We start from the raw sequence: 24,596 nt of genomic DNA, 5'->3' as shown, positions 1-24,596 counted from the left end.
ATCGATCTCATCTGGACGACGGGTTTAATGGATATCTTTGGCATTCCGCTACCGGCGATGCTGAGCCAGTTGCTGCTCGGGCTCGTAAACGGCTCGTTCTATGCAATTCTGAGCCTGGGTCTCGCCGTGATCTTCGGCCTGCTCAACGTGATCAACTTCGCGCATGGAGCCTTGTTCATGCTCGGCGCGATGCTCACGTGGATGGGCCTCGCGTATTTCAATCTCCCTTACTGGGCGATGCTCGTGCTCGCACCGCTGGTGGTCGGGCTCTTTGGCATCGTCATCGAGCGCACGATGCTGCACTGGCTGTACCGTCTCGATCATCTCTATGGCCTGCTGCTGACGTTCGGCCTGACGCTCGTCGTCGAAGGGGTGTTCCGCTCGGTCTACGGTTCGTCCGGGCAGCCGTACGACGTGCCGTCCGCGTTGTCGGGTGCGACCAATCTCGGCTTCATGTTCCTGCCGAACTATCGCGCGTGGGTGGTGCTGGCCTCGCTCGTCGTCTGCTTCGCGACGTGGTTCGTCATCGAGAAGACGCGTCTCGGCGCGTATCTGCGTGCGGGCACCGAGAACCCGAAGCTCGTCGAAGCATTCGGCGTCAACGTGCCGCTGATGATCACGCTGACGTACGGTTTCGGCGTCGCGCTCGCAGCATTCGCGGGCGTGCTGGCCGCGCCGGTCATCCAGGTCTCGCCGCTGATGGGGCAACCGATGATCATCACGGTGTTCGCCGTCGTCGTGATCGGCGGCATGGGGTCGATCATGGGTTCGATCCTCACGGGCCTGATGCTCGGCGTCATCGAAGGGCTCACGCGTGTGTTCTACCCGGAAGCGTCGGCGACCGTCGTCTTCGTGATCATGGCGCTCGTGCTGCTGGTGCGCCCGGCGGGTCTTTTCGGCAAGGAAAAATGATGCAAAGAAAAGCGCTTTACGGGCTGCTGTTGATCGCGCTGATCGCCGCGCCGTTCATCGGCGCCTATCCGCTGTTCGTGATGAAGGTGCTGTGCTTCGCGCTCTTTGCGGCCGCGTTCAACCTGTTGATCGGCTATACGGGATTGCTGTCGTTCGGTCACGCGATGTTCCTCGCTTCGGCAGGTTACACGACAGGCTACGCGATCCAGTCGCTCGGGTTTTCGCCGGAGCTGGGCGTGATCGCAGGCACCGCGGTGGCGACGGTACTCGGTCTGATCGTCGGGCTCTTTGCGATCCGGCGGCAGGGCATCTACTTCGCGATGGTGACGCTCGCGCTCGCGCAGATGGTCTACTTCGTGTTCCTGCAGGCGCCGTTCACGCATGGCGAGGATGGGCTGCAAGGCGTGCCGCGCGGCAAGCTGTCTGGCATCCTGAGCCTGTCGTCTGACCTGACGCTGTACTACGTCGTGCTCGCGGTGATGGTGCTGGCGTTTTTGCTGATCGTGCGGATTGTGCATTCGCCGTTCGGCCAGGTGCTGATCGCGATCAAGGAGAACGAGCCGCGCGCGGTTTCGCTCGGCTATGACACGGATCGCTTCAAGCTGCTGGCGTTTGTGCTGTCGGCGGGACTGGCAGGGCTGGCCGGTTCGCTGAAGGTGCTCGTGCTCGGATTCGAGACCCTCGGCGACGCGTACTGGACGATGTCCGGACTCGTGATCCTGATGACGCTTGTCGGCGGCATGGGCACGCTCTTCGGGCCGCTACTCGGCGCGACGGTGATCGTCGCGCTCGAAGACCGGCTGGGCGACATCGGCACGGCACTCGCAAACACGACTGGCATCGACTGGTTTCGCTCGTTCGGTGAATCGGCGACCATCGTCACGGGGTTGATCTTCATTGCCTGTGTGCTGGCGTTCAGGCGCGGGATTGTCGGTGAGATCGTGGCGCGGGTTCGACCGTTGCGCGCGTGAGTCTTTGGCATATGAAGATAGTTCGGCATCCAATCTGATGAGCGGCCTGACGGTGGCGTGTGATGCGTCGAAGACACCGATCGAAGTCCACGAAATGTGCCCCAATTTAGTGCTGCACTGCACCACTAGGGTAAATGCTAGTTGTCTGGTGAATGGGGGTTGTTTAATCTTCACGCAGTTCTGAAGCACCGGTGACACGAAATTTGCAGGTGGAGAACGAGGAGACATGAGGCACAAAGTGCCCACACGAAAGCGCTGCTGGATTGATATCCAGCGGCGCTTTTTATTTGTCCTTTCATTAATCGGTCCACGCTGTTTCCGTTTCATCTCGCACTGATTCTTCGCGCGCCTCTTTCTACATTTCCTCTCCGATTTTCCCTTCGCATTTTTCGCTGGATTATCAATGCACTGAGGCTTGCAAAACGCTTGCCGCAGGGCGCGCGCGTCCGCTAAACTCGCCATTCGCCGACCATACGGTCGGCGTTAAAAATCCACGAATTTTTAATCGGCGCCACTGCGCGCGGATATTCACGGGGCAGAGGAGCGGAATGAAGTTGGCAATGCGATGGATCAGCGCGGCATGCGTCGCGGCAGGCGTAATGGCGGCATGGAGCGGTGCCGCATCGGCACAGGTGAAAATCGGCGTGACGGTTTCGGCCACGGGCCCGGCGGCTTCGCTGGGCATTCCGGAAAAGAACACGATCGCGCTGCTTCCAAAGGAAGTCGCAGGCCAGAAGATCGAGTACATCGTGCTCGACGACGCGACGGATTCCACGCAGGCCGTCAAGAACGCCCGCAAGCTCACCAGCGAAGACCACGTCGACGCGATCATCGGCTCGACCGTCGTGCCGAACTCGCTCGCGATGATCGACGTGGCCGCTGAAACCACCACGCCCATCATCTCGTTGGCCGCCGCGGCCACGATCGTCGAACCGATGGACGCGAAGCGCGCATGGGTCTACAAGACGCCGCAAAACGACATCTTGATGGCCACGGCCATCGCGCAACACATGTCGAACCACGGTGTGAAGACGGTCGCCTTCATCGGCTTCTCGGACGCTTATGGCGAGAACTGGTTCCGCGAGTTCGGCAAGGCCGCGGATCTCGCGAAGATCAAGGTTGTCGCGAACGAACGCTTCGCGCGTAATGACGCTTCGGTGACGGGCCAGGTGCTGAAGATGATGTCGCAGAACCCGGATGCCGTGCTGATCGCCGGCGCAGGTACGCCGGCCGCTTTGCCGCAAAAGACGCTAAAGGAACGCGGCTACAAGGGCAAGTACTACCAGACACACGGTGTCGCGAATAACGACTTCCTGCGCGTGTGCGGCAAGGATTGCGACGGCACGTATCTGCCGGCGGGTCCGTTGCTGGTTGCGGATCAGCTGCCCGATTCGAACCCGGTGAAGAAATCCGCGCTGACCTACAAGCATGCGTATGAAGGCGCGTACGGTGCGGGTTCGGTGTCGACCTTCGGCGGTCACGCGTGGGACGCCGGTCTGTTGCTGCAACGTGCGATTCCGGTTGCGCTGAAGAAGGGCCAGCCAGGCACGCCGGCATTCCGCGACGCGTTGCGCGCGGCGATCGAAAGCACGAAGGACATGCCGGCTTCACATGGCATCTTCAACATGAGCGCGAACGATCACTCGGGTCTCGATCAGCGGGCGCGTGTGATGGTCGAGATTGTCGGCGGCAAGTGGAAGCTGGCGACAGACTGAGCGAAGGCGAGATAACGAATTGAACCTGGGAAAAAGGCACGTGCAGTCAGACGTGCCTTTTTTCTTGCGCGTGCGCTGAAGCAGCGATGCGCGCGAGATGTGAGCCGTAACGCAGTCACGCATAGCGAGCGGTTTTGCACGGCGAACAGGGAAAACCATGCTAGGCACGCTCGAAGCCGAAAACTAGATTCAGAAACCCGGTACAGAAGCCGGATCAAACAACACGCAACGCACAGCGTTTGGAGACAGCAATGAAAACAACAGGCAAATGGGTACGTGCAGGCCTCGCGGCAGCGCTCGTATGCGGCGCGAGCGCCGCGACTGCGCAGGTGAAGATCGGCGTGACGTTATCGGCGACAGGGCCCGCTGCATCGCTCGGGATTCCTGAGAAGAATACGATCGCGCTGTTGCCGAAGGAGATCGGTGGCAAGAGCGTGGAGTACATCGTGCTCGACGACGCATCCGATACAAGCCGTGCCGTGCAAAACACGCGCAAGCTGATCGACGAAGATCACGTTGACGCAATCATTGGCTCGACCGTGACGCCGAATTCGCTGGCGATGCTCGACGCGGTGTCACAAGGCAAGACGCCGATGATCTCGATGGCCGCGTCCGCCGCGATCATCGCGCCGATGGATGCGAAGCGCACGTGGGCCTTCAAGACACCGCAGAACGACAGCCTGATGGCCGACGCGATCGCCGCATACATGCAGAAGCATGGCGTGAAGACCGTGGGCTTCATCGGCTTCGCGGATGCGTACGGTGAGAACTGGTACACCGTGTTCAACGCGGCCGCGACCGCGCACCACCTGAAGCTGGTATCGAACGAGCGCTATAACCGCACGGACGCGTCCGTGACCGGCCAGGTGCTGAAGCTGGTGGGCTCGAACCCGGACGCGATCCTGATCGCCGGCTCGGGCACACCGGCCGCTTTGCCGGCGAAGGCGCTGAAAGAGCGCGGCTACAAGGGCAAGATCTACCAGACGCACGGCGTCGCGAATAACGACTTCCTGCGCGTGTGCGGCAAGGATTGCGAAGGCGAGTTGCTGCCCGCCGGTCCGATCCTCGTGACCGACCAGCTGCCGGATTCGAACCCGGTAAAGAAGTCCTCGAAAGCCTACAAGATTGCGTATGAGAATGCTTATGGCGCGGGCACGCTGTCGACGTTCGGCGGTCACGCGTGGGACGCCGGCCAGATGCTGCAGCGTGCGATTCCTGAAGCGCTGAAGAAAGCCCAGCCGGGCACTGAGGCGTTCCGGGAAGCGCTACGTGCATCGCTGGAAAACCTCAAGAATCTGCCGGTCGCGCACGGCATCATGAACATCACGACGACCGATCACAACGGCTTCGACAATCGCGCGCGCGTGATGGTCAAGATCGTCGACGGCAAGTGGCAACTCCAGAACGACTAAAAAAGTACGCGCTTCTCGCCTCCGGTGTGGCCATGACGCCGCACCGACATTCTGTTCGAAGAAAATGGCGACGACCGCCGCGCCTGATCCGGGCGCGGCGGTCGCGTTTCAGGGCAGGGGTGAAGAACTCCATCCCGAAGACAAGGCGGCCGGTTGTTTCCCGCTTCGGCGCCAGTTTCGATTTCGATTTCGACGTTCCAGAGGAAGTATGGATCTTTCTATAGCGGCGATCCTCGCGCAGGACGGGGTCACCACGGGCGCAATCTACGCGTTGCTCGCGCTTGCGCTGGTACTGGTGTTCTCGGTCACGCGGGTGATTTTTATCCCGCAGGGCGAGTTCGTCTCATATGGCGCGCTGACGCTCGCCGCAATACAGACGCAGAAGTTTCCCGCCACCTGCTGGCTGCTGATCGCGATGGGTGCCGCGTGCTTCGTCGTCGAGACAGCCGGGCTTGCGCGGCATCCGGAACGGCGGCGGAATGCGGCACGCACACTGGTGAGCCTGGCGAGCAGGTACCTGCTGTTCCCGATTGCCGTCTACGCGCTCACGCGTGGCCTCTTCATGCAGCCGCTGCCGATGATCGTGCAGATCGCGCTAACGCTGCTGATCGTGATTCCGATGGGCCCGTTCGTGTACCGGCTCGCGTATGAACCGATCGCCGAAGCGACCACGTTGTTGCTGCTGATCGTTGCGGTCGCGGTGCACTTCGCGATGGTCGGCCTCGGGCTCGTGATGTTCGGCGCGGAAGGCTCGCGCACGACGGCGTTCTCCGACGCCACGTTCAACATCGGCAGCATGACGATCTCGGGGCAGAGCCTGTGGGTGGTCGGCACAGCCATCGTGCTGATCGCCGCGCTGTACCTGTACTTCGATCGCTCGATCTCGGGCAAGGCGTTGCGTGCGACATCGGTGAACCGCGTCGGCGCACGCCTTGTCGGCATCGGCACGACGCAGGCGGGCCGGCTCGCGTTCACGCTTGCGGCGGGCCTTGGCGCGCTGTGCGGAATCCTCGTCGCACCGTTGACGACCATCTACTACGACTCGGGCTTCCTGATCGGTCTGAAGGGGTTTGTCGGGGCGATCATCGGCGGTCTCGTCAGCTACCCGCTGGCGGCCGCCGGATCGATCCTGGTGGGCCTGCTGGAGTCGTACTCGTCGTTCTGGGCGAGTGCCTATAAGGAAGTGATCGTGTTCACGCTGATCATCCCGGTGCTGCTATGGCGAAGTCTTGTGAGCCCGCATGCCGAAGAGGACGAGGAGTGACACGATGAAACGGATCATGCAAAACAGGTTCTTCTGGTTGTTCCTCGTGGTGATGTTTGCGCTGCCGGTGCTGCCGCAGCCGGTCCGCGTGCCTGAGTACTGGGTCACGCTGCTCAACTACATCGGACTGTATTCGATCGTCGCGATCGGCCTCGTGCTGCTGACGGGCATCGGCGGGATGACGAGCTTCGGGCAGGCCGCGTTCGTCGGCGTGGGCGCGTATTCAACCGCCTATCTGACGACGCAATTCGGCGTGTCGCCGTGGCTGGCGCTGATCGTGGGCGTCGTGCTGACCGGGCTGATTGCGCTCGTGCTCGGCGCGGTGACGATGCGTCTGTCGGGCCACTTCCTGCCGCTCGGGACGATCGCGTGGGGGCTCGCGCTGTTCTTTCTGTTCGGCAATCTGGAGATGCTCGGCAAGTACGACGGCATCAACGGTATCCCGGTACTCAACGTGTTCGGCATCAATCTGGAATCGGGGAGACACATTTACTACCTCATCTGGGTCGTCGTGCTGGGTGCAGTGGTTTCTGTTCAGAATCTGCTTAATAGCCGGCCTGGGCGCGCGATCCGCGCGTTGCGAGGCGGTGGATCGATGGCGGAAGCGATGGGTGTCAACACGGCCTGGATGCGCGTGGTGATCTTCGTTTACGCAGCTGTGCTGGCGTCGGTGTCGGGCTTCCTTTACGCGCACTTGCAGCGGGCGGTGAATCCGACGCCGTTCGGCCTGAATCACGGCATCGAGTTTCTGTTCATGGCGGTGGTGGGCGGCGTATCACACGTGTGGGGCGCTGTACTCGGTGCGGCGATCCTGACGCTGCTGCAGGATTACCTCCAGACGCTGCTGCCCAAACTGCTCGGCGAGAACGGCAATTTCGAAGTGATCGTCTTCGGCATCTTGATGGTGCTGCTGCTGCAATACGCGCGGCAAGGCGTCTGGCCGTTCGTCGCGCGCCTGTTTCCGCGTGGCCCGCGTGCGCACGTTCCAGACAATGCCGAACCTTTGCCGCAGCGCAGCAAGCCGACTGCGGGCGAGACGCTGCTGTCGGTTGGTAAGGCGCGCAAGCAGTTTGGCGGACTGGTGGCGGTGAACGACGTCAGCTTCGAAGTGAAGGCTGGACAGATCATCGGGCTGATCGGTCCGAACGGTGCGGGCAAGTCGACGACGTTCAATCTGGTGACCGGTGTACTGCAGGCCACTAGCGGCGAGATTTCCTTCCGCGGTGAGCGGATCGATTCGCTGACTTCACGTGAAATCGTCAAGCGCGGGATCGGTCGGACGTTCCAGCACGTCAAGCTACTGCCCCGCATGACGGTGCTGGAGAACGTTGCGATCGGTGCGCATCTGCGCGGCCACGCGGGCGTCTGGCGCAGCGTCGCGAAGCTTAATGGAGCGGAAGAGGGTCGTCTGATGGCGGAAGCCGCGCGGCAGATTCGCCGGGTCGGCCTCGAGCGGCATATGTATGACGAGGCGGGCAGTCTGGCGCTCGGCCAGCAACGGATTCTGGAAATCGCACGTGCGCTGTGCTGCGATCCGACGCTGCTGCTGCTCGACGAACCGGCCGCTGGCCTTCGCTATCAGGAAAAGCAGCAACTGGCCGTGTTGCTGAGGAAGCTCAAGGAAGAGGGTATGAGCGTGCTGCTTGTCGAACACGACATGGATTTTGTGATGAACCTGACCGATCGGCTCGTGGTGATGGAGTTCGGCACGCGGATCGCGGAGGGCCTGCCGCAGGATGTGCAGAAAGACCCTGCTGTGCTGGAAGCTTATCTGGGCGGGGTGGAATGATGACGATGCAAACTGATTCCGGTGTGCCGATTCTTGAAGTCACGGGTCTGTCCGTCCGCTACGGGAAGGTCGAGGCGCTGCATGGAGCGGCGATCAAGGTGCGGCCCGGCCAGATCGTATCGGTCATCGGGCCGAATGGCGCCGGCAAGTCGACACTGCTGAACGCGATCATGGGCGCGTTGCCCGTGAGCGGACATGCGAAGGGCGCGATCTCCTTTCAGGGCGAAGATGTCAGCGCCGTGCCGGTTGAAAAGCGTGTGGCGCGAGGTATGTGCCTCGTCCCGGAAAAGCGCGAACTGTTTTCGACGATGGCCGTCGAGGACAATCTTGTGCTGGGTGCGTACCGACGTAAACGGAACGGGGAGCGTACCTATCTTGATCAGCTTGAACACGTATTCGCGTTGTTTCCGCGGTTGAAGGAGCGGCGCAAGCAGGCGGCAGGTACGTTGTCAGGTGGCGAGCGGCAGATGCTGGCGGTCGGTCGGGCGTTGATGGGTAAGCCTGACCTGCTAATGCTGGACGAGCCAAGCCTTGGACTCGCGCCGCTGATCGTGAAAGAGATTTTTCATATCATTAGTGCGCTGCGGCAAACGGGTGTCGCTACGCTGCTGATCGAGCAGAATGCCCGCGCTGCACTGCAGATTTCGGACTATGGATACGTGCTGGAAACGGGCGAGCTTGCGCTTGAAGGTGCGGCATCCGATCTGGCGCAGAACCCGCGGGTTATCGAAACCTATCTTGGGCTGACAAAAAAGGTGGCCTAGTCGTTTCTTGCTCGAAGTTGCGGTTGCGAAAGGCGGTGTGTTTCACGTGAAACACACCGCCTTTTTTATCGTTAGCCGAATGGACGAAATTCGGGCCAAAAGCGAACCCGTTATAATTCGCCCATACATTTTCCTTTTAAAGGCTCACGCGGCGTGTTCGGCGTGAGATCCGCGATGCTTTTTCCCTCAGAATTTGACGTAATTGTCGTCGGTGGCGGTCATGCCGGCACGGAAGCCGCCTTGGCGTCCGCGCGCATGGGCGCGAAAACGCTATTGCTGACGCACAATATCGAAACTCTCGGCCAGATGAGCTGCAATCCGTCGATTGGCGGCATTGGCAAAGGCCACCTGGTCAAGGAAGTCGACGCGCTTGGTGGCGCAATGGCCGCAGCCACGGACGAAGGCGGGATTCAGTTTCGTATCCTGAATTCGTCCAAAGGTCCCGCTGTCCGGGCGACGCGCGCTCAGGCAGATCGCCTGTTGTACAAGCAGGCCATCCGGCATCGCCTGGAGAATCAGCCGAATTTGTGGCTGTTCCAGCAGGCGGTCGACGATCTGATGGTCGAGGGCAATCGCGTCGTCGGTGCGGTTACGCAGGTTGGGATCCGGTTCCGTTCACGCGCCGTTGTGCTCACGGCCGGGACGTTCCTCGACGGCAAGATTCACGTTGGACTGAATAATTACACTGGCGGCCGGGCAGGTGATCCCGCTGCGGTGTCGCTGTCGGCACGGCTCAAAGAGTTGAAGCTGCCTCAAGGGCGCCTCAAAACGGGTACGCCACCGCGTATCGACGGCCGGACGATCGATTTTTCCGTGCTCGAAGAGCAGCCGGGCGATCTGGATCCGGTGCCTGTTTTCTCGTTTCTCGGACGCGTCGAACAGCATCCACGTCAGGTCCCGTGCTGGGTCACGCATACCAACGAACGTACACACAACATCATCCGGAGCGGTCTCGACCGGTCACCGATGTACACGGGCGTGATCGAAGGTGTGGGTCCGCGCTATTGCCCATCGATTGAGGACAAGATTCATCGATTCGCGTCGAAGGAATCGCATCAGATCTTCCTCGAACCGGAGGGGCTGACGACCAACGAGTTTTATCCGAACGGCATCTCGACCAGTCTTCCGTTTGACGTGCAGCTGGACCTGGTCCGCTCTATGCGCGGACTGGAGCATGCACACATCCTGCGTCCGGGCTATGCGATCGAGTACGACTATTTCGATCCACGCGGTCTGAAGGCGTCGCTGGAAACCAAGGTGATCGACGGCTTGTTCTTTGCTGGCCAGATTAACGGCACCACCGGCTATGAAGAAGCGGCCGCACAGGGACTGCTGGCCGGTATCAACGCCGGCTTGCAGGTGCAGGGCAGGGAAGCATGGTGCCCCCGCCGGGATCAGGCGTACCTTGGCGTGCTGGTCGACGATCTGGTTACGCGCGGCGTTTCTGAGCCGTATCGTATGTTCACGAGCCGTGCGGAATATCGCCTCAGTCTGCGTGAAGACAATGCAGATATGCGCCTGACCGAAATCGGCCGCGAACTTGGTGTCGTGGACGACACGCGTTGGGACACGTTCAGCCGCAAGCGCGACGCTGTTTCACGTGAAACAGAACGCCTGCGCACGACCTGGGTGAATCCTAAGACGTTATCAGCTGATGCGGCGATCGCGTTGCTCGGCAAGCCGATCGAACACGAATACAGTCTGGCGGACCTGCTGCGTCGTCCGGGTGTCAGCTATGACGGTGTTTGCGGTTTGCTCGAAGGAACCTGCGGCCCCAGCGAGACCTTGGCCGACGACGAAGTCCTGCTCGCACAGATCAAGGAGCAGATCGAAATTGGCGTGAAGTATCAGGGCTATATCGAGCGTCAGGCTGGTGAAATCGAGCGCAACGAAGCGCATGAAAGCACGCGCCTTCCTGAAGCGCTGGACTACGCGGAAGTTCGCGGCCTGTCGTTCGAGGCCCGGCAGAAACTGACGCAGTTCCGCCCGGAAACCATCGGGCAGGCATCGCGGATTTCCGGTATTACGCCCGCCGCGATCTCGCTGCTCATGGTGCATCTGAAACGTGGCTTGGGACGGCGTACGGCCGCGGCCGTCGATGGTGGCGCCGACAGTACCCCGGTGGCGCAATGACGGCAGGGCAGCGGGGTTTCGCAGCAGCAGACGGTCGGGAATCATTGTCGGCGCTGCTGCGTCAGGGCGCGGGCGAACTTGGTCTCGACCTGACCGAGTCACAGCACAACAAATTGCTCGACTATGTCGCGCTGCTTGGTAAATGGAACGCGGTGTACAACCTGACCGCGATCCGCGATCCCAAGCAAATGCTGATCCAGCACATCCTCGATTCGCTTTCGATCGTGCCGCATCTCGCTCCGCGAGGTGCGTCGTCGGCGCTGGATGTCGGTTCGGGCGGCGGCCTGCCGGGTATCGTGCTGGCCATTGTCTTGCCCGACTGGACGGTAACGCTCAACGACATCGTCCACAAGAAAACCGCATTTCAGGCGCAGGCCAAGGCTGAACTGGGTCTAGCCAACCTGTCGGTGGTGACCGGCCGCGTCGAAACACTGCGACCCGGGGTCGAGGTGCCGGCTAAATTCGACGTTATCGTCTCGCGCGCGTTCGCAGAGCTCTCGGATTTCGTTACACTGGCCCGTCATCTCGTCGCGGAGCGAGGTGCGATCTGGGCGATGAAGGGTATTCGTCCGGAAAGCGAGATTGAACGTCTGCCGGAGGGTGCGCGTGCGAAGCAGATCATTCGGCTCAAGGTGCCATCGCTCGACGCAGAGCGGCATCTGATCGAAGTCACGCTCGACGCCTGATCCGCCCAACGCCAGTCATTCCAGTCATTCAAAAGCAGCAAAAAGGGACACACCAACGATGGCAAAAATCTTCTGCGTTGCGAACCAGAAGGGCGGCGTCGGGAAGACGACGACAGCAGTCAATCTCGCCGCGAGCCTCGCATCGCAGGGACAGCGAGTCCTGCTCATCGATCTCGATCCGCAGGGAAATGCCACGATGGGCAGCGGCATCAACAAGGCGGCCTGTGAAAATACGGTCTACGAGGTGCTGGTCGACGGCGTGACCGTCGCGGACGCCCGTGTAAAGCCGGAAGGCGTTTCGTATGACGTATTGCCCGCCAATCGCGAACTGGCCGGCGCCGAAGTCGAACTGGTCAGCGTCAATAATCGCGAGCGCCAGTTGAAGGATGCCCTCGTGCTGGTCGCGGAAGACTACGACTTCGTGCTGATCGACTGCCCGCCGGCGCTCTCGCTGCTGACGCTCAACGGCCTGTGCGCTGCCCACGGCGTGGTGATCCCGATGCAGTGCGAATACTTCGCGCTGGAAGGCCTCTCTGACCTCGTCAACACGATCAAGCAGGTGCACGCGAACCTGAACCGCGACCTGAAGGTGATCGGCTTGCTGCGCGTCATGTTCGATCCGCGCATCACGCTGCAGCAGCAGGTCTCCGATCAGCTGAAAGAGCATTTTGGCGACAAGGTGTTCGACGTGGTGATCCCGCGCAATGTGCGTCTGGCCGAGGCGCCGAGCTACGGTCTGCCGGGCGTGGTCTTCGACCGGGCGTCGCGCGGCGCGCAGGCTTACGTTCAGTTTGGGGCGGAAATGATTGAGCGGGTGCGCGCGCTCTGACGCGCGCAGAAGGAGCCCGGCGTGGGGAACAAGGTGGCCAGCAAGGCGGCACTCAAGACAGCACTCAAGGCGGATCGAGGAAGCACGATGAACGCAGTAGCAAGAAAGAAAGGATTGGGCCGTGGACTCGAGGCGCTTCTCGGCGGCAGCGCCGATATCACCGAGGCGGTGAAGATCAATGGCGCGCCCCACGTGTTGCCGCTCGAGAAGTTGCAGGCTGGCAAGTACCAGCCGCGCACGCGGATGGATGAGGGCGCGCTGCAGGAACTGGCCGCCAGCATTCGCGCACAGGGCATGATGCAGCCGATTCTCGTGCGACCGGTATCGGCGGACATGTACGAGATTATCGCGGGCGAGCGGCGTTTCCGCGCGGCGCGCCTCGCCGGGCTCGACGACGTGCCGGTGCTCGTGAAGGACGTGCCCGATCAGGCCGCCGCCGCCATGGCGCTGATCGAAAACATCCAGCGTGAAGACCTGAATCCGCTCGAAGAAGCGCAGGGCATCCAGCGCCTGCTCGATGAGTTCAACTTCACACATGAGCAGGCCGCTGAGTCGGTCGGTCGCTCGCGTAGTGCGGTGTCGAATCTTCTGCGTCTGCTGAATCTGGCGGCGCCCGTTCAGACAATGCTGCTCGCAGGCGATCTCGACATGGGTCACGCGCGCGCGCTGCTCGCCGTCGACGCTGCGACGCAGATCACGCTGGCAAATCAGGTGGTCAACAAGCGCATGTCGGTTCGCGAGACCGAAAAGCTCGTGACGGCGACCACCAGGGCAGCGCCAACGGTGAAGGCGCGTGCGAGCCAGGACGGCGGACGCGATACACGACGCCTCGAGGAGGAGCTTTCCGATCTGCTCGCCGCGACGGTAAAGATCAAGTTGGGCCGGCGTGGGCGAGGGCAGGTGCTCGTCGACTTCGGCGACCTCGACGCGCTGGAAGGCATTCTCGTGCGACTGCGCGGCAACGCGACCGCTGACTAGGCGCCAGCGATCGTGCCCGCTGCAGAGGAACGCGCGCCGGAGGCGTCCCGAAGCCGAAGCATCGTCCGTGAAATATTCGCGTTCGCGACGAAAGAGCCGGTGCTGTCGGTTCTTGTTGTCGCGCTGGTCGCCTTGCAGTACCTGCATCCACGGCCATGGGCGTCGCTGCTTTCGCTGATCGACTGGCAAACCGTGCTGACGCTCGCCGGACTTCTGATTCTGACGAAGGCCGTCGAATTATCAGGATTCCTGATGTGGATGGCGCACCGTGTCGTGCATCGCATTCATTCGGAGCGTGGTCTCGCGTATCTGATGGTCGGTCTCGCTGCGGCGCTCTCGACGCTGCTCACCAATGACGTCGCGCTATTTGTCGTCGTGCCGCTCGCGTTATCGCTGCACAAACTGACGCCATTGCCGCTCAAGCGCCTTGTGATTTTCATCGCACTCGCGGTCAACGCGGGTTCAATCCTGACGCCGCTCGGCAATCCGCAGAACCTGTTTCTCTGGCAGACGAGCGGCGTTTCGTTCGGCGGCTTCGTATGGGCGCTGGCGCCGCTCTGTGCTGCACTGATGGTCGTGCTGTATCTGGTGACTGCCATCTTTTTTCGGCGCAAACCGCTCGATCTCTCGAAGGACGTGGAGCCACATGCCGTCGACCGGCCACTCGTCGGCGTCGCGGCGGTGCTCTTCGTCGCGTTTGTGCTGCTGGCAGATGCGCATCGCGCCGCGATCGGCCTCGCGGGCGTCGGACTGGGCTTCCTGCTGTGGCGTCGTCAGATCGTGCTGAAGATCGACTGGCTGCTGCTGCTGATCTTCGTGTTCATGTTCATCGTGCTGCGAAGCGTCGCGGCGCTGCCGTGGGTACATGAGATCACCGGCCGCCTCGGGATCGGCTCGCCATTGCGCGCCTACGCGGCCGGCGCGATCCTGTCGCAGGGTATCAGTAACGTTCCAGCTGCGATCATGCTCGCCGAATTCACGAAAGACTGGCGCGCGCTGGCGTTCGGCGTCAGCGTCGGCGGCTTTGGCATCGCGATCGGATCGCTGGCTAACCTGATTGCCGTGCGCCTTTCAAACGAGCGCGGCATGTGGCTGCAATTTCACCTTTTCTCGATACCCTTCTGGATCATCGGTGGAGTGATTGGAGCCACCCTTCTGTTGCATTTATGACACGGGTGCTACAGCAGCGAACGGTGGCATAAAAGGCTGCATCTGGGTGCTCTGGACCGGTATGATCCGGGCATGGCCCGACCGCCTTACAGTTGCCGCGTCTCCCGCTGTAGACAACCGTTTCCCGCATGATGAAGGCGCGTTTCATGCAGGTTATTGGTCGACGTAAAGTCTTGAATTGCCTGCAACTATCGCTTACAATCGCCCGGATTTATTTGCCAGGCAACCCCGTAAGCGGTGCGTAAGCTCGCGGGCTGAACAAGACTTTACGGAACACTGCAATGGCGGCTCAATCGTCGGATCAGGCGCCCCACGAAGGGCACGACGAACACCGCGTAGCGCAGTCTGTTTCCGGTGAGTCCACGGGGCAGCACGCAACGCAAAACGAAGCGTGGGATGTCGAGCAGCAAGATAACAATGTCGTTCCGCTTACGCGGACTGAAGCTGAAAAGCTGTTTGGTCCGAATGTGAGTCGTCCATCGCGCGTTACGCCCTTCCGGGTCGTGGCAGCGCAAATGGTTTTGTCCCTGGGAGCAACGCTACTGTGGTGGCTGTTTTACAAGCCGCCGGGTGATGCTGCGCTGTCCGCGTTCCTGGGGGGAGCGATCTGCTGGGTGCCGAGCGCGATGTTCGCGGCACGTCTGAGAACATTGAGCGGCGCCGAAACCGCGATGAGCTGGATGATCGGCGAAGCGCTCAAGATGGGGGCGACAATTGCGATGTTTGTAGCCATCGCGTTCTGGTATCACGACGTACGCTGGGTTCCGCTGCTCGTGACCTACCTCATCGCCCTCAAGACGTACTGGATCGCACTCGCCTGGCGGTGAGGCAATGAACACAAGGCTGGCGCGCGGCGTCAGCAACAGACAGGCGGGTTCGACACGGATCCGCGCCGGCGTGTTCCCGCAATAGCGCATTGCGGCGGGAACAGCCTGGAAAGATTTTCGACAATTTGGGTGGCATTAACGATATGGCAGCTAGCGAAGGCACGCGCGCTCTGGATCCGTCCGAGTACATCGCGCACCACTTGCAGAATCTTTCAACCGCACACCAGACGTCGATTTTCGACATTCACGTCTGGAATCTGGACACCCTGTTCTGGTCGATCGTCTGCGGTCTGGCCACGATCCTGATCCTGCATTTCGCCGCCCGCAAGGCGACGCCCGGTGTTCCCGGCCGTTTCCAGTGCGCAATCGAAATGCTGGTCGAAATGGTCGAAGATCAATCGAAGTCGATGATCCACGGCTCGCGTACCTTCATCGCACCGCTCGCGCTGACCGTGTTCGTCTGGGTCGCGCTGATGAACTCGCTCGACTTTATCCCCGTTGACCTGCCGGGCCGCGTGATCGGCTGGCTGGGCCTGTCGGAAGTCATCCCGCACCACCGCATCGTGCCGACCGCCGACCTGAACGGCACGCTCGGCATCGCGCTCGGCGTGTTCGCGCTGATGATTTACTACAACTTCAAGATCAAGGGCGCCGGCGGCTTCGTGCACGAACTGCTGTCCGCGCCGTTCGGTGCGCATCCGCTGCTGTGGATTCCCAACCTGGCACTGAACATCATCGAGTTCGTCGCGAAAACGGTTTCGCTCGGCATGCGGCTGTTCGGCAACATGTACGCCGGCGAACTGCTGTTCCTGCTGATTGCCCTGCTCGGCAGCATGTGGGGTTTCGGCGCGGACGCCTCGGTACTCGGCTTCATCGGCCACGTGATCGCAGGTACGGTGTGGGCGATCTTCCACATTCTGATCGTTCTGCTGCAAGCGTTCATTTTCATGATGCTGACGCTGGTGTACATCGGCCAGGCTCACGACACCCACTAACGTGGTGCGTCGATTAAAAGAATTGCTTTAGTTTTGTTTCATTAAATCCCAGTTCCAAAAAGACTTTTCACAAAGGAGTGATCATGCAAGCTTTCATCGCCAACATCCAGGGTCTGACCGCCATCGGTATCGGCATCATCATCGGCCTGGGTGCAATCGGCGCCTGTATCGGTATCGGCCTGATGGGCGGCAAGTACATCGAAGCATGTGCGCGCCAGCCGGAACTGATGAACCCGCTGCAAACCAAGATGTTCCTGCTGGCTGGTCTGATCGATGCGGCGTTCCTGATTGGCGTTGGTGTGGCAATGCTGTTTGCGTTCGCGAACCCGCTGCTGTCGAAGCTGGCAGGCTGAGGTTCCTCGGAAGTTTGCGCCTGATCTATAACGGATAAGGGCGCAGGGCGGAACGGGTTACCTGGGCGCTGATCGACGACAGAATCGATGAGCGCCTTACCGTTTCAATTTCCGACATAGCAACGTTTAAGGAAACACCGTGAATCTCAACGCAACCCTGTTTGCGCAAATGGTCGTGTTCCTGATCCTCGCGTGGTTCACGATGAAGTTCGTGTGGCCGCCGTTGGTCAACGCCCTCGACGAGCGCTCGAAGAAGATCGCCGAAGGTCTGTCTGCCGCTGAAAAGGGCAAGGCGGAACTCGAAGCCGCTCACAAGCGCGTCGATCAGGAACTGGCACAGGCACGCAACGATGGTCAGCAACGTATCGCTGACGCCGAAAAGCGCGCAGTATCAGTCGCAGACGAAATCAAGGCACAGGCCCAGGCAGAAGCCGCCCGCATCGTTGCGCAGGCCAGGGCTGATGCCGAGCAGCAAGTCGTGAAGGCCCGTGAAACGCTGCGTGGCGAAGTCGCCGCACTGGCTGTGAAGGGCGCCGAGCAGATCCTGAAGCGCGAAGTCGACCAGGCAGCTCACGCTGACCTGCTGAATCAACTGAAAGCCGAGCTCTGATCATGGCCGAACTTGCAACCATCGCCCGTCCGTACGCAGAAGCGCTGTTTGGCGTGGCCGAAGCTGGTGACACGGCCGCGTGGTCCAATCTCGTGCAGGAGCTGGCACAGGTTGCGCGTCTGCCCGAAGTGCTGTCGGTCGCTACGAGCCCGAAAGTAAGCCGCGCACAGGTCAGCGAACTGCTGCTGTCCGCGGTGAAGTCGCCGCTGAAGGACAACGCGCAGGCGAAGAATCTGGTGCAGATGCTGGTCGACAATCATCGTCTGACGCTGTTGCCGGAAATCGCCACGCAGTTCGAAGCGCTGAAAAACGCCCACGAAGGGGCGGCCGATGTGCTGATTGTCAGCGCATTTCCGCTCGAAGGCGCACAGTTGAACGACCTCGTCGCAAGTCTCGAACGCAAGTTCAAGCGAAAGCTAAAGCCGACGGTTGAAATCGACCCGTCGCTGATCGGCGGCGTACGTGTGACGGTCGGCGACGAAGTGCTCGATACCTCGGTCCGCGCGCGGCTCGCCAGCATGCAGACGGCTCTGACCGCCTGATTGCGCCTTTGAGCGCTTAAGCGGCTGGCACGCAACAGAATTGACTATCAGGAGCGAATAATGCAACTCAATCCCTCTGAGATCAGCGAGCTGATCAAGAGCCGGATCCAGGGCCTTGAAGCGAGCGCAGACGTTCGCAACCAGGGCACCGTGATCTCCGTGACCGACGGTATCGTGCGTATCCACGGCCTGTCGGAAGTGATGCAGGGCGAAATGCTCGAATTCCCGGGCAACACCTTCGGTCTCGCGCTGAACCTCGAGCGTGACTCGGTCGGCGCCGTGATTCTGGGTGAATACGAACACATTTCGGAAGGCGACGTCGTCAAGACGACGGGCCGCATTCTCGAAGTGCCGGTGGGTCCGGAACTGCTCGGTCGCGTGGTCGATGCGCTCGGCAACCCGATCGACGGCAAGGGTCCGATCAACGCAAAGAAGACCGACGCAATCGAAAAGATTGCTCCGGGCGTGATCTGGCGTAAGTCGGTTTCGGAACCGGTCCAGACCGGTCTGAAGTCGATCGACGCGATGGTGCCGGTTGGCCGTGGCCAGCGTGAGCTGATCATCGGCGACCGTCAGTGCGGCAAGACCGCAGTTGCTGTCGACGCGATCATCAACCAGAAGGGCAAGAACCTCTTCTGTATCTACGTTGCGATCGGCCAGAAGGCTTCGTCGATCATGAACGTCGTGCGCAAGCTCGAAGAAACCGGCGCGATGGAATACACGATCGTCGTCGCGGCTTCGGCTTCGGAATCGGCTGCGATGCAATACCTCGCACCGTACGCCGGCTGCACGATGGGCGAATACTTCCGCGATCGCGGTCAAGATGCACTGATCGTTTATGACGATTTGACCAAGCAGGCCTGGGCATACCGCCAGATCTCGCTGCTGCTGCGCCGCCCGCCGGGCCGTGAAGCTTATCCGGGTGACGTGTTCTATCTGCACTCGCGTCTGCTGGAGCGCGCTGCTCGCGTGTCGGAAGACTACGTCGAGAAGTTCACGAACGGTGAAGTGAAGGGCAAGAGCGGTTCGCTGACGGCACTGCCGGTCATTGAAACGCAGGCAGGCGACGTGACCGCATTCGTTCCGACGAACGTGATCTCGATTACCGACGGCCAGATCTTCCTGGAAACCGACCTCTTCAACGCAGGTATCCGCCCGGCAATTAACGCCGGCGTGTCGGTGTCGCGCGTCGGTGGTGCGGCTCAGACGAAGGTTGTGAAGAAGCTGTCGGGCGGTATCCGTACCGACCTGGCACAGTACCGTGAACTCGCAGCATTCGCGCAGTTTGCATCGGACCTCGACGAAGCCACCCGCAAGCAGCTGGAACGCGGCCGCCGCGTGACGGAACTGCTGAAGCAGCCGCAGTATCAGCCGCTGCAGGTCTGGGAACTGGCAATCGCGCTGTTCGCTGCGAACAACGGCTACCTTGACGATCTGGAAGTCGCGCAAGTGCTGCCGTTCGAAAAGGGCCTGCGTGAATACCTGAAGACGAAGCACGCTGACCTGATCAAGCGCGTCGAAGACACCAAGGAACTCTCGAAGGACGACGAAGGCCTGCTGCATACGGCCCTCAAGGACTTCAAGAAGTCCGGCGCTTACTGATCCGCGAGTGACCCGCAAGGCATAAACGGACCTTTGAAGCGGCGCGGGCCGCAGGCAACTGAACCCGCGCTGCTTCGATCGCTTTGCATGGGACCCGAGTAAGCGCTAAAGCGCTAACTCGGGCCGACAAGGAGCAAGCAATGGCTGGAATGAAGGAAATTCGCGGCAAGATCAAGAGCGTGCAAAACACGCGCAAGATCACGAAAGCGATGGAGATGGTGGCCGCATCGAAGATGCGCCGCGCTCAAGAGCGCATGCGCGCTGCTCGCCCATACGCCGACAAGGTCCGCGACATCGCTGCGCACATGAGCCGTGCGAACCCCGAGTATCGTCACCCGTTCATGGTGTCGAACGACGGCGCGAAGACGGCAGGCATCATCCTTGTCACGACCGATAAGGGCTTGTGCGGTGGTATGAACACGAACGTGCTGCGCGCTTCGCTCCAGAAGTTCAAGGAGCTCGAAGCCGCCGGCAAGTCGATCGAAGCGACGGCGATTGGTACCAAGGGTCTTGGTTTCCTGAACCGTCTGCGTGCAAACGTGGTGTCGAATGTTGTCCATCTGGGCGACACGCCGCACCTCGAAAAGCTGATCGGCGCGGTGAAGGTGCAGCTCGATCTGTACTCGGAAGGCAAGATTTCGGCGGTGTACCTCGCGTACACGCGCTTCATCAACACGATGAAGCAGGAGCCGGTGATCGAGCAACTGCTGCCGCTGTCGGCAGAAGACTTCGAGCGCAAGGACGAGGGCGGTGAAAGCGCCACGCCGAAGACTGCGTGGGACTACATCTACGAGCCGGACGCGCAGGCAGTGGTGGACGAACTGCTGGTGCGTTATGTCGAAGCGCTGGTCTACCAGGCCGTCGCGGAAAACATGGCATCGGAGCAGTCGGCACGGATGGTCGCGATGAAGGCCGCTTCGGACAACGCGAAGACGGTCATCAACGAACTGCAGCTTGTGTACAACAAGAGCCGGCAGGCCGCGATCACGAAAGAACTGTCGGAAATCGTCGGTGGCGCCGCAGCGGTCTGACCGTAAAACGGTCGCCGGGCGAATCCCACCACTGCGCCTTTGCGCGAGTGAAGAATTGAGTATCTAAAGGAAAAGCGATGAGTACTACTGCTTTGGTAGAAGGCAAGATCGTACAGTGCATCGGCGCCGTGATCGACGTGGAATTCCCGCGTACGGATATGCCGAAGATTTACGACGCGCTCATTCTCGAAGGTTCGGAACTGACCCTCGAAGTCCAGCAACAGCTGGGCGACGGCGTCGTTCGTACCATCTGTCTGGGTGCATCGGACGGCCTGCGCCGCGGTACGGTGGTGAAGAACACCGGCAAGCCGATCAGCGTGCCGGTCGGCAAGCCGACCCTCGGCCGGATCATGGACGTGCTCGGCCGTCCGATCGACGAAGCCGGTCCGATCAGCTCGGACGTGACGCGCGGTATTCACCAGAAGGCGCCGGCGTTCGACGAACTGTCGCCGTCGACGGAACTGCTCGAAACCGGCATCAAGGTTATCGATCTGATCTGCCCGTTCGCAAAGGGCGGTAAGGTTGGCCTGTTCGGTGGCGCCGGTGTGGGCAAGACCGTGAACATGATGGAACTGATCAACAACATCGCGAAGGAACACGGCGGTTATTCCGTGTTCGCGGGTGTTGGCGAGCGTACCCGCGAAGGGAACGACTTCTATCACGAAATGAAGGACTCGAACGTTCTCGACAAGGTCGCGCTGGTGTACGGCCAGATGAACGAGCCGCCGGGCAACCGTCTGCGCGTCGCGCTGACCGGGCTGACGATGGCCGAGCACTTCCGTGACGAAGGCCTCGACGTGCTGTTCTTCGTCGACAACATCTACCGTTTCACGCTGGCTGGCACGGAAGTGTCGGCACTGCTTGGCCGTATGCCGTCGGCAGTGGGCTATCAGCCTACGCTCGCTGAAGAAATGGGCAAGCTGCAAGAGCGTATTACGTCGACCAAGACTGGCTCGATCACGTCGGTGCAGGCCGTGTACGTCCCTGCGGATGACTTGACCGACCCGTCGCCGGCTACGACCTTCGGCCACCTGGACGCAACGGTTGTGTTGTCGCGTGACATCGCTTCGCTGGGTATCTACCCGGCAGTGGACCCGCTCGATTCGACCTCGCGTCAGATCGACCCGAACGTGATCGGCGAAGAGCACTACTCGATCACGCGCGGCGTGCAGCAAACGCTGCAGCGCTACAAGGAGCTGCGCGACATTATCGCGATTCTGGGTATGGACGAACTGTCGCCGGAAGACAAGCTGTCGGTCGCGCGCGCTCGTAAGATCCAGCGTTTCCTGTCGCAGCCGTTCCACGTCGCGGAAGTGTTCACGGGTTCGCCGGGCAAGTACGTGCCGTTGAAGGAAACGATCCGCGGCTTCAAGATGATCGTCGAAGGTGAGTGCGATCATCTGCCGGAGCAGGCGTTCTACATGGTCGGCACGATCGACGAAGCCTTCGAAAAGGCCAAGAAGATCCAGTAAGGCTTGAGTGCAGGCAACGAGGCGCGGGTTTTGCGGGCATCAGGGTAAAAGCCGCGCCGAACGCATCACGCTCAACCAGGAATCGACACCATGGCAACTATCAAAGTAGACGTCGTCAGCGCGGAAGAGCAGATCTTCTCGGGTCAGGCGAAATTCGTCGCGCTGCCGGGCGAAGCGGGTGAACTGGGCATTCTGCCGGGCCACACGCCGCTCATCACGCGGATTCGTCCGGGTGCGGTGCGCATCGAAGTGGAAAACGGCGAAGAAGAGTTTGTGTTCGTCGCCGGCGGCATCCTCGAAGTCCAGCCGGGCGCGGTGACGGTTCTGGCCGACACGGCGATCCGCGGCAAGGATCTCGACGAAGCCAAGGCCGAAGAAGCGCGCAAGCGTGCTGAAGAGGCGCTGCAAAACACGGGTTCGAACCTCGAGTACGCCACCGCGCAAGCGGAACTCGCGTACGCGACGGCTCAACTCGCTGCGATCCAGCGTCTGCGCAAGCTGCGCGGTCAGCACTGATCGCGACGCGGCAGAACGCGGCAGAGTAGAAAAGAAAAAGCAGCCCTTCGCGGCTGCTTTTTTTTGTCCTTCACTTGACGTTTACGGAAAGGTCAGCAGAATCACGGGTGGGACGCCAAAGTAAAGGCCAAAGCCGAAGCTGCGGGTAACACTTGATGCCGCGCGGTCACACGCCGGTGGCACAATCGGTTTCAAATATATTTCAATCGGGCGACGACGCTTCGCCCAGGAGACAGACACCATGACAAGCCAGACCGGAGGCGAGGGCGGCCTCATCGAGCCGAAGGACGGCCTCTCGTACGTTCGCGGCTCGACAGAGATACCGCTGAGCGAGGCAACCGTCGGCCAGTTTCTGCTGGACACTGCGCAGCGCTTCCCTGATCGTTCCGCCGTCGTGTTTCGCGAGCAGGGCATCCGCTGGACGTGGAAAGAGTTCTCTGACGAAGTCGATGTGCTCGCCGCCGGCCTTCTTGCGCTTGGAATCGGAAAGGGCGACCGCGTTGGGATCTGGTCACCGAATCGTGTCGAATGGCTGCTGACGCAGTTCGCGACAGCCCGCATCGGCGCAGTACTCGTCAATATCAATCCGGCCTATCGGCTGGCTGAGCTGGAGTACGCGCTGAACAAGGTCGGTTGCAAGGCGATCATCTCGGCGCACAGCTTCAAAACGTCGATGTATCTGGAGATGCTGCAGGAGCTGGCACCGGAACTCGCCACGTGCGCGCCCGGTGAACTGCGCGCCGCGCGCCTGCCGGATCTGCGCTTTGTGATCCGCATGTGCGACACGGAAACGCCCGGCATGCTGACGTTCTCCGACGTCATCGAGCAGGGCCGTGTGACGCTCGACACAGCGAAACTCGACTCGATTGGCGCCACGCTATCGGCGCACGAGCCGATCAACATCCAGTTCACGAGCGGCACGACCGGCAACCCGAAGGGCGCGACGCTCACGCACCGCAATGTGGTCAACAACGCGCGCTATATCGCCATGGCGATGCGGCTCACCGAGCAGGACGGCCTGTGCATCCCGGTGCCGCTGTATCACTGCTTCGGCATGGTGCTGGCTGTGCTCGCGTGCGTGTCGGTCGGCGCGAACATGGTATTCCCCGGCGAAGCATTCGATCCGGCCGCTACGCTCGCCGCCGTCGCCGAAGAGCAATGCACGGCGCTCCACGGCGTGCCGACGATGTTCATCGCAGAACTCGATCATCCGGATTTTGCGAGCTTCGATCTGAGCCGTCTGCGCACGGGCATCATGGCCGGCTCGCCGTGTCCGATCGAGACGATGAAGAAGGTCGTATCGAAAATGCATCTCGCCGAAATCACGATCGCCTACGGCATGACGGAAACGAGTCCCGTCTCATTTCAGAGTTCCACGACTGATCCGCTCGACAAGCGCACGACAACCGTCGGCCGGATCCAGCCGCATCTCGAGGTGAAGCTGGTCGATGCGCTCGGCAACGTTGTCCCAGTCGGCGAAACGGGTGAGTTGTGCACAAAGGGCTACTCGGTCATGCAAGGCTACTGGGGCGACGAAGCCAGAACGCACGAAAGCATTGTCGACGGCTGGATGCACACGGGCGATCTCGCGACGCTCGACGCCGAAGGCTACTGCAACATCGTTGGCCGCCTGAAGGACATGCTGATTCGCGGCGGCGAGAACATCTATCCGCGTGAAATCGAGGAATTCCTGTTCCGTCATCCGAAGATCCAGAGCGTGCAGGTGTTCGGCGTGCCCGATGCAAAGTACGGCGAGGAAGTTTGCGCGTGGATCGTACTGCGTCAGGGCGAGCAGGCAACGGCGGAAGACATACAGGCGTTTTGCAGCGGACAGATCGCGCACTACAAGGTGCCGAAGCACATCCGCTTCGTCGACGAACTTCCGATGACGGTGACCGGCAAGGTCCAGAAGTTCGTGATGCGCGAACAGATGATCAACGAACTGAAGATCACGGAGCAGAAAACCGCGTGATCTGAACGCAAAAAAAGCGTCGCGCAGAATCGCGCGCGACGCTTTTTCTGAAG

At 60.9% G+C, this 24,596-nt stretch carries 22 protein-coding genes; all 22 read left to right on the top strand.

Annotation, left to right across the window (positions count from 1 at the left end; translation table 11 throughout):
- Positions 1-27 precede the first annotated feature (27 nt).
- The 22 genes from P3T21_RS28215 to P3T21_RS28110 all read left to right on the top strand — a co-directional run bounded on the left by P3T21_RS28215 (position 28) and on the right by P3T21_RS28110 (position 24,543).
- Entirely contained in the window at positions 28-912 is an 885-nt protein-coding gene (locus P3T21_RS28215) for a branched-chain amino acid ABC transporter permease (protein ID WP_429259245.1), read from the top strand.
- Positions 912-1,883 (top strand): branched-chain amino acid ABC transporter permease, encoded by a 972-nt coding sequence (locus tag P3T21_RS28210; protein WP_429259244.1) that lies wholly within the window; start codon positions 912-914, stop codon positions 1,881-1,883. The genes P3T21_RS28215 and P3T21_RS28210 overlap by 1 nt, the downstream gene beginning before the upstream one ends.
- Positions 1,884-2,431: 548 nt before the next feature.
- A complete protein-coding gene (locus tag P3T21_RS28205) occupies positions 2,432-3,598 on the top strand; it encodes an ABC transporter substrate-binding protein (RefSeq protein ID WP_429259243.1) in 1,167 nt (388 codons plus the stop codon).
- Positions 3,599-3,849: 251 nt separating this feature from the next.
- Complete coding sequence (locus P3T21_RS28200) at positions 3,850-5,010, top strand: ABC transporter substrate-binding protein (RefSeq protein ID WP_429259242.1); 1,161 nt, start codon at positions 3,850-3,852, stop codon at positions 5,008-5,010.
- Positions 5,011-5,218: 208 nt separating this feature from the next.
- Entirely contained in the window at positions 5,219-6,274 is a 1,056-nt protein-coding gene (locus tag P3T21_RS28195; protein ID WP_429259241.1) for a branched-chain amino acid ABC transporter permease, read from the top strand.
- A gap of 4 nt (positions 6,275-6,278) precedes the next feature.
- On the top strand, positions 6,279-8,063 hold the full coding sequence (locus tag P3T21_RS28190) for an ABC transporter permease subunit (RefSeq protein WP_429259240.1): 1,785 nt from the start codon (positions 6,279-6,281) through the stop codon (positions 8,061-8,063).
- Positions 8,064-8,068: 5 nt separating this feature from the next.
- The gene (locus tag P3T21_RS28185; protein WP_429259239.1) at positions 8,069-8,827 is read left to right on the top strand and encodes an ABC transporter ATP-binding protein; all 759 of its coding nucleotides are present in this window, start codon (positions 8,069-8,071) and stop codon (positions 8,825-8,827) included.
- 174 nt (positions 8,828-9,001) lie between these two features.
- A complete protein-coding gene (gene mnmG / locus P3T21_RS28180) occupies positions 9,002-10,960 on the top strand; it encodes a tRNA uridine-5-carboxymethylaminomethyl(34) synthesis enzyme MnmG (RefSeq protein ID WP_429259238.1) in 1,959 nt (652 codons plus the stop codon).
- On the top strand, positions 10,957-11,646 hold the full coding sequence (gene rsmG, locus P3T21_RS28175; RefSeq protein WP_429259237.1) for a 16S rRNA (guanine(527)-N(7))-methyltransferase RsmG: 690 nt from the start codon (positions 10,957-10,959) through the stop codon (positions 11,644-11,646). The genes mnmG and rsmG overlap by 4 nt, the downstream gene beginning before the upstream one ends.
- Before the next feature lie 58 nt (positions 11,647-11,704).
- Entirely contained in the window at positions 11,705-12,475 is a 771-nt protein-coding gene (locus tag P3T21_RS28170; protein WP_429259236.1) for a ParA family protein, read from the top strand.
- A gap of 87 nt (positions 12,476-12,562) precedes the next feature.
- Positions 12,563-13,453 carry a ParB/RepB/Spo0J family partition protein gene (locus P3T21_RS28165; RefSeq protein WP_429259305.1) on the top strand — a complete coding sequence of 297 codons (891 nt, stop codon included), beginning with the start codon at positions 12,563-12,565 and terminating at the stop codon, positions 13,451-13,453.
- A gap of 12 nt (positions 13,454-13,465) precedes the next feature.
- Positions 13,466-14,623 carry an SLC13 family permease gene (locus P3T21_RS28160; RefSeq protein WP_429259235.1) on the top strand — a complete coding sequence of 386 codons (1,158 nt, stop codon included), beginning with the start codon at positions 13,466-13,468 and terminating at the stop codon, positions 14,621-14,623.
- Between the two features lie 281 nt (positions 14,624-14,904).
- Positions 14,905-15,450 carry an ATP synthase subunit I gene (locus P3T21_RS28155; RefSeq protein WP_429259234.1) on the top strand — a complete coding sequence of 182 codons (546 nt, stop codon included), beginning with the start codon at positions 14,905-14,907 and terminating at the stop codon, positions 15,448-15,450.
- 143 nt (positions 15,451-15,593) lie between these two features.
- Positions 15,594-16,445 carry a F0F1 ATP synthase subunit A gene (atpB, locus tag P3T21_RS28150; protein WP_429259233.1) on the top strand — a complete coding sequence of 284 codons (852 nt, stop codon included), beginning with the start codon at positions 15,594-15,596 and terminating at the stop codon, positions 16,443-16,445.
- Positions 16,446-16,528: 83 nt separating this feature from the next.
- Positions 16,529-16,798, top strand: a complete 270-nt coding sequence (gene atpE / locus P3T21_RS28145; RefSeq protein ID WP_007180033.1) for a F0F1 ATP synthase subunit C — start codon at positions 16,529-16,531, stop codon at positions 16,796-16,798.
- Positions 16,799-16,937: 139 nt separating this feature from the next.
- Positions 16,938-17,408 (top strand): F0F1 ATP synthase subunit B, encoded by a 471-nt coding sequence (locus P3T21_RS28140; protein WP_429259232.1) that lies wholly within the window; start codon positions 16,938-16,940, stop codon positions 17,406-17,408.
- Between the two features lie 2 nt (positions 17,409-17,410).
- Positions 17,411-17,950: a F0F1 ATP synthase subunit delta gene (locus P3T21_RS28135; RefSeq protein WP_429259231.1), complete on the top strand. Its 540-nt coding sequence runs from the start codon at positions 17,411-17,413 to the stop codon at positions 17,948-17,950.
- Positions 17,951-18,010: 60 nt separating this feature from the next.
- Entirely contained in the window at positions 18,011-19,552 is a 1,542-nt protein-coding gene (gene atpA, locus P3T21_RS28130; RefSeq protein ID WP_429259230.1) for a F0F1 ATP synthase subunit alpha, read from the top strand.
- Positions 19,553-19,692: 140 nt separating this feature from the next.
- The gene (atpG, locus tag P3T21_RS28125) at positions 19,693-20,583 is read left to right on the top strand and encodes a F0F1 ATP synthase subunit gamma (protein ID WP_429259229.1); all 891 of its coding nucleotides are present in this window, start codon (positions 19,693-19,695) and stop codon (positions 20,581-20,583) included.
- A gap of 77 nt (positions 20,584-20,660) precedes the next feature.
- On the top strand, positions 20,661-22,055 hold the full coding sequence (gene atpD, locus P3T21_RS28120) for a F0F1 ATP synthase subunit beta (RefSeq protein ID WP_429259228.1): 1,395 nt from the start codon (positions 20,661-20,663) through the stop codon (positions 22,053-22,055).
- A gap of 90 nt (positions 22,056-22,145) precedes the next feature.
- A complete protein-coding gene (locus tag P3T21_RS28115; RefSeq protein WP_429259227.1) occupies positions 22,146-22,571 on the top strand; it encodes a F0F1 ATP synthase subunit epsilon in 426 nt (141 codons plus the stop codon).
- 241 nt (positions 22,572-22,812) lie between these two features.
- On the top strand, positions 22,813-24,543 hold the full coding sequence (locus P3T21_RS28110) for an AMP-binding protein (protein WP_429259226.1): 1,731 nt from the start codon (positions 22,813-22,815) through the stop codon (positions 24,541-24,543).
- The last annotated feature ends 53 nt before the right edge of the window (positions 24,544-24,596 follow it).

The sequence above is a fragment of the Paraburkholderia sp. GAS334 genome (assembly GCF_050436625.1).
Classification (GTDB): domain Bacteria; phylum Pseudomonadota; class Gammaproteobacteria; order Burkholderiales; family Burkholderiaceae; genus Paraburkholderia.
This window is presented reverse-complemented; position numbering and strand designations above follow the sequence as displayed.

Excerpts from the sequence above, each read along its gene's own strand:
- P3T21_RS28110 (WP_429259226.1), top strand. The coding sequence starts at position 22,813 with ATGACAAGCCAGACCGGAGGCGAGGGCGGCCTCATCGAGCCGAAGGAC.
- P3T21_RS28210 (WP_429259244.1), top strand. The coding sequence starts at position 912 with ATGCAAAGAAAAGCGCTTTACGGGCTGCTGTTGATCGCGCTGATCGCC.
- atpG (WP_429259229.1), top strand. The coding sequence starts at position 19,693 with ATGGCTGGAATGAAGGAAATTCGCGGCAAGATCAAGAGCGTGCAAAAC.
- P3T21_RS28215 (WP_429259245.1), top strand. The coding sequence starts at position 28 with ATGGATATCTTTGGCATTCCGCTACCGGCGATGCTGAGCCAGTTGCTG.
- atpB (WP_429259233.1), top strand. The coding sequence starts at position 15,594 with ATGGCAGCTAGCGAAGGCACGCGCGCTCTGGATCCGTCCGAGTACATC.
- P3T21_RS28165 (WP_429259305.1), top strand. The coding sequence starts at position 12,563 with ATGAACGCAGTAGCAAGAAAGAAAGGATTGGGCCGTGGACTCGAGGCG.
- P3T21_RS28155 (WP_429259234.1), top strand. The coding sequence starts at position 14,905 with ATGGCGGCTCAATCGTCGGATCAGGCGCCCCACGAAGGGCACGACGAA.
- P3T21_RS28170 (WP_429259236.1), top strand. The coding sequence starts at position 11,705 with ATGGCAAAAATCTTCTGCGTTGCGAACCAGAAGGGCGGCGTCGGGAAG.
- P3T21_RS28205 (WP_429259243.1), top strand. The coding sequence starts at position 2,432 with ATGAAGTTGGCAATGCGATGGATCAGCGCGGCATGCGTCGCGGCAGGC.
- atpE (WP_007180033.1), top strand. The coding sequence starts at position 16,529 with ATGCAAGCTTTCATCGCCAACATCCAGGGTCTGACCGCCATCGGTATC.
- rsmG (WP_429259237.1), top strand. The coding sequence starts at position 10,957 with ATGACGGCAGGGCAGCGGGGTTTCGCAGCAGCAGACGGTCGGGAATCA.
- P3T21_RS28135 (WP_429259231.1), top strand. The coding sequence starts at position 17,411 with ATGGCCGAACTTGCAACCATCGCCCGTCCGTACGCAGAAGCGCTGTTT.
- atpD (WP_429259228.1), top strand. The coding sequence starts at position 20,661 with ATGAGTACTACTGCTTTGGTAGAAGGCAAGATCGTACAGTGCATCGGC.
- atpA (WP_429259230.1), top strand. The coding sequence starts at position 18,011 with ATGCAACTCAATCCCTCTGAGATCAGCGAGCTGATCAAGAGCCGGATC.
- P3T21_RS28195 (WP_429259241.1), top strand. The coding sequence starts at position 5,219 with ATGGATCTTTCTATAGCGGCGATCCTCGCGCAGGACGGGGTCACCACG.
- P3T21_RS28190 (WP_429259240.1), top strand. The coding sequence starts at position 6,279 with ATGAAACGGATCATGCAAAACAGGTTCTTCTGGTTGTTCCTCGTGGTG.
- P3T21_RS28185 (WP_429259239.1), top strand. The coding sequence starts at position 8,069 with ATGCAAACTGATTCCGGTGTGCCGATTCTTGAAGTCACGGGTCTGTCC.
- mnmG (WP_429259238.1), top strand. The coding sequence starts at position 9,002 with ATGCTTTTTCCCTCAGAATTTGACGTAATTGTCGTCGGTGGCGGTCAT.
- P3T21_RS28200 (WP_429259242.1), top strand. The coding sequence starts at position 3,850 with ATGAAAACAACAGGCAAATGGGTACGTGCAGGCCTCGCGGCAGCGCTC.
- P3T21_RS28115 (WP_429259227.1), top strand. The coding sequence starts at position 22,146 with ATGGCAACTATCAAAGTAGACGTCGTCAGCGCGGAAGAGCAGATCTTC.